Origin of the sequence: Adhaeribacter arboris (assembly GCF_003023845.1) — a bacterium.
Classification (GTDB): Bacteria; Bacteroidota; Bacteroidia; order Cytophagales; family Hymenobacteraceae; genus Adhaeribacter; species Adhaeribacter arboris.
Map to the genome: position 1 here is coordinate 305,536 of NZ_PYFT01000001.1, position 12,985 is coordinate 318,520.

General features: G+C 42.5%; 8 protein-coding genes. 7 read left to right on the forward strand and 1 reads right to left on the reverse strand.

Annotation, left to right across the window (positions count from 1 at the left end; all coding sequences use genetic code 11):
• Positions 1 to 173: 173 nt before the first annotated feature.
• The 3 genes from AHMF7605_RS01305 (at position 174) to AHMF7605_RS01315 (ending at position 2,992) form a co-directional block, all read left to right on the forward strand.
• A complete protein-coding gene (locus AHMF7605_RS01305) occupies positions 174 to 1,019 on the forward strand; it encodes a LytR/AlgR family response regulator transcription factor (RefSeq protein WP_106925697.1) in 846 nt (281 codons plus the stop codon).
• Positions 1,020 to 1,127: 108 nt separating this feature from the next.
• Complete coding sequence (locus tag AHMF7605_RS01310) at positions 1,128 to 1,727, forward strand: hypothetical protein (RefSeq protein ID WP_146153484.1); 600 nt, start codon at positions 1,128 to 1,130, stop codon at positions 1,725 to 1,727.
• A gap of 89 nt (positions 1,728 to 1,816) precedes the next feature.
• Positions 1,817 to 2,992, forward strand: coding sequence for a serine hydrolase domain-containing protein (locus tag AHMF7605_RS01315; protein WP_158267427.1), 1,176 nt, complete (start codon positions 1,817 to 1,819; stop codon positions 2,990 to 2,992).
• Positions 2,993 to 3,149: 157 nt separating this feature from the next.
• On the opposite strand, the gene AHMF7605_RS01320 is transcribed toward AHMF7605_RS01315, so the two are convergent.
• A complete protein-coding gene (locus tag AHMF7605_RS01320) occupies positions 3,150 to 6,341 on the reverse strand; it encodes an InlB B-repeat-containing protein (protein ID WP_106925703.1) in 3,192 nt (1,063 codons plus the stop codon).
• A gap of 829 nt (positions 6,342 to 7,170) precedes the next feature.
• Here AHMF7605_RS01320 and dnaG point away from each other — a divergent pair.
• The 4 genes from dnaG to AHMF7605_RS01340 all read left to right on the forward strand — a co-directional run bounded on the left by dnaG (position 7,171) and on the right by AHMF7605_RS01340 (position 12,953).
• On the forward strand, positions 7,171 to 9,114 hold the full coding sequence (dnaG, locus tag AHMF7605_RS01325; protein WP_106925705.1) for a DNA primase: 1,944 nt from the start codon (positions 7,171 to 7,173) through the stop codon (positions 9,112 to 9,114).
• Positions 9,114 to 10,136 (forward strand): potassium channel family protein, encoded by a 1,023-nt coding sequence (locus AHMF7605_RS01330; RefSeq protein WP_106925707.1) that lies wholly within the window; start codon positions 9,114 to 9,116, stop codon positions 10,134 to 10,136. The genes dnaG and AHMF7605_RS01330 overlap by 1 nt, the downstream gene beginning before the upstream one ends.
• A 220-nt stretch (positions 10,137 to 10,356) precedes the next feature.
• Positions 10,357 to 11,550, forward strand: a complete 1,194-nt coding sequence (locus AHMF7605_RS01335; protein ID WP_106925709.1) for a glycosyltransferase family 4 protein — start codon at positions 10,357 to 10,359, stop codon at positions 11,548 to 11,550.
• A 212-nt stretch (positions 11,551 to 11,762) separates the two neighbouring features.
• The gene (locus AHMF7605_RS01340; RefSeq protein WP_106925711.1) at positions 11,763 to 12,953 is read left to right on the forward strand and encodes a glycosyltransferase; all 1,191 of its coding nucleotides are present in this window, start codon (positions 11,763 to 11,765) and stop codon (positions 12,951 to 12,953) included.
• The last annotated feature ends 32 nt before the right edge of the window (positions 12,954 to 12,985 follow it).

The window sequence follows — 12,985 nt, forward strand, 5'->3', positions numbered from 1 at the left end:
TAAATATGCTACAAAATGCTTATTGAATTTAAAAGATTAAAATAAGGTAGCACTATCTCATTGGTATATATGAATTTCGATTAAATACCGATAATACTGGTTTAATTATTTAATTTTTCATTTTACATAATCTATAAATAGTTTAGCACCGCATTACTTTAAAATTACCCTACATGGCTGAATTTGAACTCGCTAAAGATGCGGATCAATTTTCCGGAATTAAGTACCACGACCGTTGGCTAATTATTGTAGGTATTCCCTTAATTAATGTTCTAAATTATTACCTTACTTACCCAAACATTAGAGCCGATGCTCATACAATTTTAACTTTTTCTATAGATACTTTAGAAGGATACTTGGCTTGGTACGCCGGGCGGGCGGTAGTGCGCGTATTTGACAAAAAGTATCCTTGGGAAATTGCAGGTTGGCGTCGTTTACTCTTACAAATTCCTCTGGTGGCAGTAGCAGTGCTATCTGTAATTGTTAGTCTAACGGAATTAATAAATGCCATTGCTACCGACAAACCGGTACCGGTCGATTTTTACAAACATGATATTTTTCTGTTTGTCATCTGGTCTTTTGTTTTAAATGGGGTTTACCTGGGGATTTACCTGTATCAGAAAGTTACCAGGCCTAAAGAAATAGAAGTTGAAAACACTAATTCTAATCCATTTATTATCACCAAAACCGGCAATAAGCAAAAAGTAATCTACCTCCGCGAAATGAAATGCTTTTTTATTGAGCACGATTATGTCCGGGCCGTTTCTGACCAGAACAGCCAAATTATAAGTGATTTTACTTTAGAAAAGCTGGCAAGCTTATTGGAGCCTGTACATTTTTTTCGGGCAAACCGACAATATATCATCACCCGCGAAATAGTGCAGCAGGTAATCCGGGAAAAAGATGGTAAGCTTGTTCTTACCTTAATTAAATTAAACGGCCTGCCCGAATCTATTACCATTAGCCGCCTCCGGGCTACCGCATTTAAGCAATGGTTAAATGATAGTTCCCTCAAATAAGCTGCATTTCACTCTTCGAAAAACCGCATTTCACCTATTTCAGGCCTTCTAGGGCTAGTTTCATAAGAACTACCGAAGCTACTTTTGCCTCGGACAAATTAAAATCTTATGAAAAAACTTATTCTATTTCTCATGTTTTTAGTGGGCTACCAAGTATGGGCCCAAGAAACAACATCCTTTAATCAAAGGTCTAAAAAACTTCCGCTCATTATTTCTTTTAATTTTAATTCACTAGCTACGCCCTTTCATAAACTAGGTAATAATTTCCGCAACGGAGGGGTACGTATTGGAACGGAGTTACCTTATAATCGGAAAGGAAATCTGTTTCAAACGATTAATATTGGTTATTACCGCAACCGGTTAAATGGCGATGGCATTTACCTGAACAGTGAATTAGGATATCGCCCCAATGTTTTCAAAGGATTTGGCCCGGAATTTAGATTGGGGCCCGGTTTCGCCAATATTTATTTGCCTACCAAACCTTTAGAACCAGACGGAAAAGGGAATTGGCAAAGAGCCATAAATAAAGGGAAAACGGCTTTTCAGGTGCACGGTAGTGTAGGTATTCAATACCAAAGTAGGAAGCTGGACCATATCCAATGCTCGCCCTTTCTGCAGTACGAAGTAGTAGGAGTCGCCGGTTATAATAAATCCATTCCGGTTTTACCCACCACTTTTATTCACCTCGGGAGCCGGTTTAAATTTTAAATAATCATTTAGAGGCATTTACTCCAAAATCTTATTTAACAGTAAGCCAGGTAATGCCGCAAATCTTCCAATAATGTAAATCAATGAAAATGAAACGTCTATTTATCTTTTTGTGCTTAATGCCTTTGATTTTCCTTCTTTCCTGCGAAAACGTAGACCTGGCGGAGCCGGCAGTTTCCTGCTCTGCCTCCAATCAATCTTTTAACTATGATCACGCCACCGAAATACAAAACATTCTTAATAGATATGCTGCTTTAGGCGTACCGGGCGTAAGTATTGGCGTAAAAACTACGACCCAGGAGTGGGCGGGAGCGGCAGGTTTTGCCAAAATAGAAGACCGGATTCCGATGCAGATTTGTCATTTACAATACGCCCAAAGCTTGTCTAAAACCTACACGGCAGTGCTGGTAATGATGCTCTACGAAGATGGTATAATTAAACTAGATGCCGCTATACAAGATTACCTGCCCGCAAAAATAAGTACTCGCCTGAGAGGAAGTAATAAAGTAACGGTGCGCATGTTATTAAATCATACCTCGGGCATTTTTGATTACGCTTACGATTATTCCTACGTTACCGACTTGCTCAGCAACCAGGACAAATTCTACGACTACCATCGGATTTTATCGTACGTGTACGATAAAGAGCTGCGATTTGAGCCCGGTAGTAAATACGAATACTGCAATACCAATTACGAGTTACTTGCTTTAATAATTGACCAGGTAACCGGTAAAGATCACGGGATAATGATGGCTGAACGTATTTTTAAACCTGCCGGACTTACGCAAACTTCTTACCGTAACAAACTAAATTACCTGGATAATCCTAACCTGGTGAATTGTTATTTAAACCGCCGCAGTGATAATAAAATAGAAAATGTTTCGCGGGCCCAGGTGAATAATGTGAAGTCGATGATCGGCGATGATGGTCTCGTTGCTACACCTCTGGATTACGTTCATTTTTTAGAGGCGCTACGACAAGGAAGACTGGTAAAAAAAGAAACGTTAGATGTAATGTACACTTGGGTAAACGATGATAAAGGCAAACCTACCTACGGATTGGGTATTGATTACACCTTTAAAAAAGATAAACTAGGTTTCGGACATTCCGGTGGGGGATTAGGGGCGGGTTGTTTGTTGTATTATTTTCCGGAAAAAGATGTCACCCTATTTTTAGGAGTTAACCTGGGAGTTCTCATCGAAGGACCTTACACGAAACTAGTAGAGCAAATGGAAGATGAAATATTAATTGTGATTTTAAGATAAGATTTAAGCTTCATCATTTATAACTTCCAAGTGATGCATTTAATAGCAGGAAATAACAATTAAAATCTCAAGGTTATATTTTCCAAAATCTTTTAAAAAATAAAGAGCGACCCGAATGGTGATTGCTCCTTATTTTTTGATTCGTTAATCCAATAAATTACTTCACCAGCAGCTTGGTTTGTTTTTTACCCGATGCCGCAGTGGCTCCAATAATGTAAAGGCCACTTTGTAAACGTTGGTTCGCAGAAATTTCCGTCTGCATGGTTCCTTTTTGGTCAGTCATACGAGTTTTTATCTGGATCAATCGGCCGGTTACATCGTGCAGAGTGAGAGTTATTAGTTCCTGAGGAGCGAAGTTCTGTACTCGAGCGTAAACTTTATCGCCGGCGTTTGGATTAGGGTAAACCTGAATCATAGCTTTGGTTACAGTACTTTCCGGAGCCGTACTTTTCCGCGCGCTCATTCGGGCGGCGGTAGCTGTACTGGGTTGGTCGGCGCGTAACAAGGTAATGCGCGGCTTGCCGTCGCCGTTACCATCGTAATATTCCGAGAGGTACAAGTTTCCGGTTTGCAAATCTTCCACTATGTTCAAAGGATTAGAGAACGGGCGCCGTAATCCCGGAATTTTTATTCCTTCGGTTGCTTTAATAATGTCCTTATTAACAATACCGGGCTCCAGCACAATAACATCATCGCCCCCACTAAAGCGGCAAACCAGCAATTTGCCTTTTAACTTACCGCCAAAAGCATTGCTTTGGTACTCGATTGCACCGTCCGGCGATTTATTCGTACCAAAATCATAGGCCCAACCCCGGTAATTAGGTTCGGTAGGAGTGCCCACCGGATAGCCGTATTTTACGCCATTGGTTGTCCAGACTACTTCGCCGGGGTCCTGGCCATCCGTTGGATTTCCGCCGTTTAAAATAAATTCGTGGCGCAGAAAATTAGGATGACCGTAATAACCACCTGGAGTTACGCGGAACAAATAATCGCTCTGCGTATCGCGTACATCCGTAATTGCGGGAATATCCGGTCCGGCATAAGGCTGACCATTTGACCAGGTGGTACCGGATTTAAGTTCGGGGAGGTTCCCGCCGGCGGCCGAGCCATTGGTAGGAACGTATAATTCCCCGTTCGAGTGCCAAACCAGGTCATAAGCGTTCCGAAAGCCAGTAGCGTAAATAGTTAATGGCGCGTTTGGCGAATAAGGATTGTAGGTGCCGCCTTCTTCGGTTTTGGCGTCGAGAGGTAAGATTTGTTGCCGAAGTAAATTCACATCTAACCGCAATACGGCGGCCGTGAGCAAGCGTTCGGGTCTTAAACCCCAGGCCGCGTCCGGCGCACCCATCGCGGAATTACTCCCTTGGGTAAAATACAAAGCTCCGTCCGGCCCAAAATCAATGCTGTTGGTAGAATGATCTTTATACGAGCGAGGCAGGTTAATAACATAATCGGTTACTACCGGATGGGCGGGATCGTTTAAGTTAATTTGCGATATCTTACCGGACCAATCCGGCACATTCGTAAAGGCACCCGACGAATGGCTTACCCAAACAATTAAATTACTAGCCGAAGCCGCAGGATCAAAACGAAAGCCAATTAAAAGCCGGCGGGTAGTATCAAAGGGCGTCATCGTTAAATGATTGGTGATAGTGCCATCCGGGTTCATATCCCATCTTTCAATTTTTCCGCCCGAAGTAGTGGCATAAAACCGCCGGTCCGGTCCAATGGTGAGGCTGGTAAAACCATCGAAGCCAAAGGTGTTATCTACTAAAGTTTGCTCCGAAAACGATACTCCGGATAAATCGGTTGGAGTATCCTCAACCGTACTGGTGGTACTAAACCGGGAAATAAAGGGAAGAATAGGATAACCAAAACCGTCTTGGACCTGGTCGGTGATAACAAATTCGTAGGTAGTATTAGGGGCTAAAGTAGCCGAAAGCGTAATAGCATCTCCGGCGGCAGAGGCATTTACTGCGGTACCTTCAACGGGAATTTTAAGCTCATTGGATATAACGGTAAATAGCTTAACCGTATTCAGGTTAACGGTATTCCCGTTAATGGAACGCCCGCTCGGATATTTTAAATCCACGGAGATAGATTGATCCAGAGGAACATTAACGGAGCCATCGGCTGGTCGCACAGCCGTTACAGAAGGTCGTAAAATTTCGGGTGGTTTTACAACCACAATGTAGGTATTTTTAGAACCCACGGCCGGGCGTGCCAGATTGCTCCCTATAGTTACGGTGCCGGCCGGGAAAGTTTTACTGTACAAATCCAGACGGTCGATGCGGGGATCATTCAGGCCAATACTTTCGGCGCTTTTTTGCCAGTCACTGAGCCAGGCCGGTAAAACTAGGGCAAGCGGATCGTAAGCCACGTAAACGGTAGCTTCCTGACTCAATTCAAACGAAAGTACTTCCGGCAACCTGTTGGCTTTATCATCATTGGGGGTTTGAATAAAAGGAGCGCCGTTGAGAAAGGTCGGAACGGAGGTAGCTTGATAGATCCGGTCGGTGTAAAGAGGCGTGCCCAACGTTAATTCAGATACCGTATAAAGTCGGGGGCTCTGAGAAACGAGGTGCGATATCAATGCTCCCGGCGGCTGCAAAGGTCCAAAATTCGCTTTTATGTTTTTATTACTATCCATTACCAAGGTTAGTGGGTTGGTCCGGCCTTTTGCCGCGCCGCTCCAGCCATTAAACTGGTAGCCTTCGGCGGGCGTGGCGGTTAACATAACGCTTTCGCCTTTGTTAAAACTAATTTGATCCGGATTTTTGGTTACGGTACCACCCTCGGTACTAGAAATAGTTAAGGTATACTGCGCTTGGTTAATCACCGTAAAACTAATTACGCTAGAAACACCAACTGTTCCACGACCATTTGCTCCGGAGTAAGGGGTAGCGATTAAAGTATAATTGCCCACGGGAGGAGTCCAGGCGCTATAATCACCGGCTACATCTCTGAATAAACCATAAGGAGCTGTATTTTCGGTGTGATTACGAACGATAGGGCCCGCTAAATAAAATAAAACACTCCCTACAGTTACAGGGTCCGTAACTGCTTGGATATTTAATTTCCGGGTAGGTAAAGTAGCTAAGTTCAGGATAGCACCATCTGTAATTAACTGTATGGGTTGATCGTTATTGGCATTGATCAGGTTAAATCCTGCAATCTTTAACTCATTATCCGCCGTTTGCATCTGTTCTGCCGGAGCTTCTTTTTTACTTAAAGCCGATTGTGCCAGGTATCCCGGAAGGTTAATCAGAAAACTAATAAATGCTACTACAACCCATTTTCTCTGCATAATGCCGCGAAATTGTTGATGATAAGTATAGTTTTTTTTCATACGTAATGGATTAATCGATTTAAAAATCAAAATGCATGACTTTGTTATACGGTAAGGAGATGGATAAAATCAGGCCTGAGAAACCTAACTAGGGTAAACTCTTTTCGGCCAAACGGTAATACTTTATTTTAGTTTAAAGAAATAAAAAGGCGTAAAATAAAGTGCCGGATATTTTATCTCTGTTAGATTAGAAAAAGAGATAATGTAATGTTGGGTAGCGGCTCCCTTGAAAAATAGTTAAGGGTTAATAATTAGATTGTAGAATAAGTTGTCTGAATTTCTATACCAATAAATTTAAAGAGATAACGTTCGCGTAGCAGAATCACCGAAAGATAGGATCAAGCAGGTGTTTTACTTAAAAATGAAAAGCAACTACTGAACAACGGGGCGTTAATTACAATCAGAAATTAGCAGAAACTTATGCAAAAATTATACAAGCTTCGAAGTAGTTTTTGAGTTTGTTTTTACAAGCAGCCTGTCGACGGGCAAACACGGCGAGTTTAGTTTTTAAGACGTCTACAAATTGGATTCCTAAAGATTTTGTGGTACTTACTCTCAGGAAGCCAAAAAGCTATTTGGAATGGTAAATAGATTGGAACAATAGATACTACCATTAATCTATTCTAAAATTCAGGTAATTATAAGGTATTGCTTTATTTTTTCCTAGCAAAAAGCTTATATTTAATCTTAAAATTTACCTAAATTCTTAAATAAGAAGGTAACAATTTAATTTTCATTTCGCCACTTCCATCTTTTTCCGGACAGCTATATATTTTTCTCATTTAGAACCTGAAAATTTTATCTTTGTAAGGAATGTAAGGCAAATGAAATGGCCCTGATAAAAAAAGAAACGGTAGACCAGATTTTAGCGCAAGCCGATATTGTAGAAGTAGTTGGTGATTTTGTGTCGCTGAAGAAAAAGGGGCAAAATATGTGGGCGCCTTGCCCTTTTCATAACGAAAAGTCGCCTTCGTTTTCGGTGTCGCCGGCTAAGGGAATTTATAAGTGCTTTGGCTGCGGCAAAGCGGGTAATGCGGTGCAATTTATTATGGACGTAGAGGGTACCAGCTACGTAGAAGCATTAAAATACCTGGCTAAAAAATACGGGATTGAAATAGCCGAAGAATCTACTCCCGAAGCCACCAAAGCCCAGAACGACCGCGATAGCCAGTTTATTCTTTCTAATTTTGCCAAAGATTATTACCAGGAAATCTTATTTAACCACGAACAAGGTAAAACCATTGGCCTGCCTTACTTACACGAACGGGGTTTAGGTTTACCCACTATCAAAATATTTGAACTCGGCTACAGCCTCGAAGCCTGGGATGGTTTTACCAGTAAAGCGCTGGCGCAAGGGTATCAGCCACGTTATTTAGAAAGCACCGGCCTTACCATTGTAAAAGACGACAAAAAATACGACCGCTTTCGGGCGCGTGTCATGTTTCCGATTCACAACGTATCGGGGCGGGTAATTGGGTTCGGGGCGCGTACGCTTAAATCCAACGATAAAACGCCCAAATACCTGAACTCGCCGGAGTCGGAAATTTACCACAAGAGCGATGTTTTATACGGTTTGTATCAGGCCAAAAACGCCGTCCGGAACCAGGATGTTTGTTATCTGGTAGAAGGTTATTTAGATGTTTTATCGCTGAGCCAGGGCGGAATTGAAAATGTAGTAGCTTCGTCGGGTACGTCGCTTACCGAAGGACAAATTAAACTGATTGGCCGTTATACTAAGAATATTACCGTACTCTACGACGGCGATGCGGCCGGGGTTAAAGCTTCTTTACGGGGGATAGATTTAATTCTGGAAGGCGGTTTGAACGTGAATGTAGTAACGTTTCCGCCAGGCGACGACCCGGATTCGTACATCCGCAAGGTAGGCGATGTAGTTTTTAAAGAATACATCAATGCGCAAGCCCAGGATTTTATTACTTTTAAGACCAACCTTTATCTGCACGAAGCCAAAGATAACCCGGTAAAAAAAGCCGACGCCATCCGGGAGATCGTGAGTAGCATTGCTAAAATCCCGGATTCCATTAAAAGGCAGGTTTTTTTAAAACAATGCAGCGCCTTGTTCGGGATCGACGAAGATGTGCTGATTGCCGAGTTTAACAAAATTTTTCACCAGAACCGCCAGCAACAGCAAAAACAAGCTACTTCCGCCACTGCTTCGCGTACTTTCACCGACGAAGAATTGGCCGAAGCCGAGGCATACGGTCAAGAGACAGAAACCGAACCAGACCCGGAACTGGATGTAATCTACCACCACGAAAAAGAAGTAATTCGCCTGGCGCTGACGTACCCGGCCAACCCGCTCTCGGACCAGGGCGTTTATATGTTGCCTTACCTGCTCGAACAATTAGACGATACTACTTTCCATACCCCGGTATTCCAGGAAATCATCGACTTTGCCCGCCAGCAACTAGAGCAAGGCCAATTTCCCCGTTCCGAAGATTTTATTAATCATCCGCATTCTGAGGTACGCACCATGGCTATTAATCTGATGAGTCAGAAATACGAGTTGAGCGAAAATTGGGAAAGCCACCAAATATTTGTTCCCCGCGAAACCGACCAACTACAATACGCCGCCGATACGGCTTTACTGCGCCTGAAGCGCTGTAACGTACAACGCATGATTAAAGAAAACATGGAACAGCTCAAGAATCTGACGGATTTTAATGCGATTAAGGACCAACTGGAGATTCTGAAAACCCTAAAAGTGTACGAAGACCAGTTCTCGGAACAACTGGGTACCGTAGTGGCCCGGTAATGAACAGGTTCGCCCAGTTAAAAAGATTATTTATTGCCTTAGCTCTTGCCCTACTTAGTCTGGTGGTGGGTACGGTGGGGTTTATGGTTATCGGGCAATTAAACCTGCGTCAGGCTTTTTACATGACCGCCATTACTTTTAGTACCACTGGATTTGAGGAAGTAAAGCCACTCACCCCCGCCGGGGAAATTTTTACCTCGTTCTATATCTTATTTAACCTGTTTATTTTTGCTTATTTTCTATCAGTGCTCAGCAAATATATTTTTGAGGGCGAACTGCAGGCTATTTTTAAAAAATATATGTCGGAGAAAGATTTACAGAAAATATCCAACCACGTTATTGTTTGCGGGTTTGGGCGCAATGGCAGCAAAGCCTGCGCGGATTTACTGGCGAACCACGAGCCGGTATTAGTGGTGGAAAAGGATGAACAATTGTTAAAAACAAAATCAGGTTTTGGCGAGGTTACCACTACCATTGTTGTGGGCGATGCTACCCAGGACGAAGTATTAAAACAAGCGGGTATTGAACGGGCCAAAGCTATTATAACGACTTTACCCAAAGATGCCGACAACGTTTTTGTAACCCTCACCGCCCGCGAATTAAACAGCAGTATTCAAATTATTGCGCGCGCTTCCGATAAAAGCACCGAAAATAAACTATACCGGGCCGGCGCTAACAGCGTAGTAATGCCCGACGAAATTGGGGGCAGCCACATGGCCAACTTGGTTACCCGGCCGGTAGTTATTCAGTTCCTGGAAATGCTGAATGGGATGGGCGCCAGTAAACTAGTGCTCGAAGAAATTGATTTTGCCGAAATTCGAAAGCAAACAGAGGTTGTGTCCATCCGCGAGTTAGATATTCGGAATAAAACCGGAGTAACCGTAATCGGAGTGAAAAATAACCGGAATCAGATTGAAATCAGTCCTAGTCCGGATACCCAAATTGGAATGGAGGATGTATTAATTTTACTCGGCACCGAAGACCAGGTAAAAGCCTTTATGCGCACCTTCCGGAAGATTTAAGCATTTACCATTTACCAATATACTCATATACCATAAAGCTTTATTTAAGTGCAGGAAATGATACTGATTTTTTAAGCATTTAGCAATGGATTTTTTTATTGGAAATAGCCGCCTCTCCTTCCCTGTTTTTAGGGAAGGTGCCCTTTAGGGCGGAAGGGTTATTAGTAGCCAGATAAATGTAACTTTCATCTTTAAATTTTTTAATTCAAAATTCAGCTTTTTGAAAACCCTTCATCTTTGTAACCGGGTGCCTTTCCCGCCTCATGATGGCGGCGCCATTGGGATTTATGATATAATTAGCAACTTAACCGCTGCCGGCTGCGAGGTAACCGTACTGGCAATAAACACTCCCAAACATTTTCAACCCGACCACGTGCTGCAGGACCGGGCCCGATTAATTACCGTTTTTGTAGATACTAATATTTCGGTTACCAAGGCCTTTTTTAATTTATTTACTTCCATTCCGTATATTTTTGAACGGTTTATCTCTCCGGATTATACTACGAAACTAATAGAACTGCTGCGCAACGAAAGTTTTGATATCATTCAAGTGGAAGGCAGTCAAATGGCTTGGTACGTGCCCACCATCCGGCAATATTCTAGAGTTCCGATAATTTTGCGGGCGCACAACGTGGAGTATACCATCTGGCAACGATTAGCCCAGCACGAAAAAAATCTTCTCAAAAAAATATATCTCCGTTATACCGCTAACCAAGTTCGGAAATTTGAGCAGGTTTATTTTCAACAGTTCGACGCTATTGCCGCCATTACTCCTCAGGATGAAGAGCGCATCCGGGAATTGGGCAACCAAACCCGGATAGAAATTATTCCGGCCGGAGTAGAAATGAACCGGTTTATTCGCAACGAAGTTATTCTGCCTAAGCCTAAAAGCTTGTTTATGCTTGGTTCTCTTAACTGGATGCCGAACCAGGAAGGAATAAACTGGTTTTTAGAAAATGTCTGGCCAGTAATAAGCCAGGAAGACCCGGATTTAGAATGGCACATTGCCGGTTCGTCGCCGCCCGAAGAATTAATTAATTTACAAGTGCCAAGAGTAACAGTGCATGGTTTTGTACCGGATGCGGCCGCCTTTATGCAGCAGTACGAATTAATGGTAGTGCCCTTACTTTCGGGCGGAGGTATGCGCATTAAGATTATAGAAGGTATGGCTTTAGGTAAATGCATCCTCACTACCCCGGTCGGGGCCGAAGGTATTTCCATTACTCCCGGCGAAAATATTTTAATTGGCGAAACCCGGGAAGACTGGATAGAGATACTGCGTAACTACTGTAAGGGCAAATTACCGGTAGATGAAATAGCGACAAAAGCAGCATCGTTTATTCAACGGGAATACGATAACCGATTGGTCATAAAAAAATACTTAACTCTATATAGTACTATTATATCTATTTAATATTAAAAAAATAGCTATATATTAGCGAAGGTTGTACAAGTGTAACGTTACTGTAAGGAATTATCTCTATCGTTTTTTAGTTACGAGAATCTATTTATTACCCTTTTTATTTAAAACTTAAACGTAACTAGCTGAAAAGTTGCGCGTTAACGGTTAAAATATGGGTGGTAATTAAAAATAAGTATTACCTCAAACAAGTAGAACCCTAATTAATGAAGATACTGATGTTGTTATCGCGCGTACCTTACCTCCTCGACAAAGGAGATAAACTGCGGGCCTTTTATCAATTGCAGAGACTAGCGGAAAAACACGAAATAATTTTATTTGCCTTAGCCGAAGAAACGGACCCCTTAGAAGAAGCAACCGAGGAATTACAAAAGTACTGTAAGCAGGTATATTTTTATTCGCTGCAAAAATCCAGCATTATTCGCAATCTGGCGGGCTCTTTCTGGAACAAAAAGCCTATTCAAGTAAATTATTTTTACCATGCCAAGGCCCAGCTTCAAATTAATGCCCTTATTGCCCAACATCAGCCTGATCATATTTATTGCCAGTTAATCCGGATGGCGGAGTACGTGCGGCACGTAAAACATATTCCGAAAACGCTCGATTACATGGATGCTTTTTCTAAAGGAATGCTGCGCCGGGCCGAGATTGCTCCTTTTCATTTAAAACCCGTATTTCGCCTGGAAGCTGCCCGTTTAAAAAAATACGAAGCCGCTATCTTCTCTGATTTTCGCTATAAAACCATTATCTCGCGCCAGGACCGGGATTTTATTGCGCACCCCCGCCATAAAGATATTGCCATTGTGCCGAATGGTATCCAGACGAGTTATTTTCACCCGCTGGATTTACCTAAAAAATACGACCTGGTATTTACTGGTAACATGAATTATGCCCCCAATATTGAAGCGGCCGTTTACCTGGTGAAGAAAGTATTGCCATTAGTAAAAAAACAATTTCCGGAGATAAAAGTATTACTGGCTGGGGCTAACCCGAGTTACCAGGTCTTGTCGCTGGAATCTCCGAATGTTACGGTAAGTGGCTGGTTACCCGATATTCGGGAAGCCTATGCGAGTTCTCATGTTTTTGTTGCTCCCCTTTTTATTGGTACCGGGGTGCAGAATAAAGTATTAGAAGCCATGGCCATGAAGGTTCCCTGCGTAACTACCCAATTGGTGAATAATGGGGTAGGAGCGGCCAATAATTGCCATTTACTGGTGGCAAATACACCCGTAGAATTTGCCCAGCATATCCATACTTTGCTCACTAACCGGGATCTAAACGAGAAATTAATTCAGCGAGCCCTGAATTTTGTGCACGAAAATTACAGTTGGAGTAAAGCCGTAGCGCAATTAGAACAAGTATTTGACCCTGAATACGAAAACGTAGAACATTCTTGAGTAACTTTGTTTTAGTATTCGGAGATTTTCCG

Bases quoted from the DNA above. Each gene is read 5' to 3' on its own strand.
- AHMF7605_RS01305 (WP_106925697.1), top strand. From the start codon at position 174: ATGGCTGAATTTGAACTCGCTAAAGATGCGGATCAATTTTCCGGAATT.
- AHMF7605_RS01310 (WP_146153484.1), top strand. From the start codon at position 1,128: ATGAAAAAACTTATTCTATTTCTCATGTTTTTAGTGGGCTACCAAGTA.
- AHMF7605_RS01315 (WP_158267427.1), top strand. From the start codon at position 1,817: ATGAAACGTCTATTTATCTTTTTGTGCTTAATGCCTTTGATTTTCCTT.
- AHMF7605_RS01320 (WP_106925703.1), bottom strand. From the start codon at position 6,341: ATGAAAAAAAACTATACTTATCATCAACAATTTCGCGGCATTATGCAG.
- dnaG (WP_106925705.1), top strand. From the start codon at position 7,171: ATGGCCCTGATAAAAAAAGAAACGGTAGACCAGATTTTAGCGCAAGCC.
- AHMF7605_RS01330 (WP_106925707.1), top strand. From the start codon at position 9,114: ATGAACAGGTTCGCCCAGTTAAAAAGATTATTTATTGCCTTAGCTCTT.
- AHMF7605_RS01340 (WP_106925711.1), top strand. From the start codon at position 11,763: ATGAAGATACTGATGTTGTTATCGCGCGTACCTTACCTCCTCGACAAA.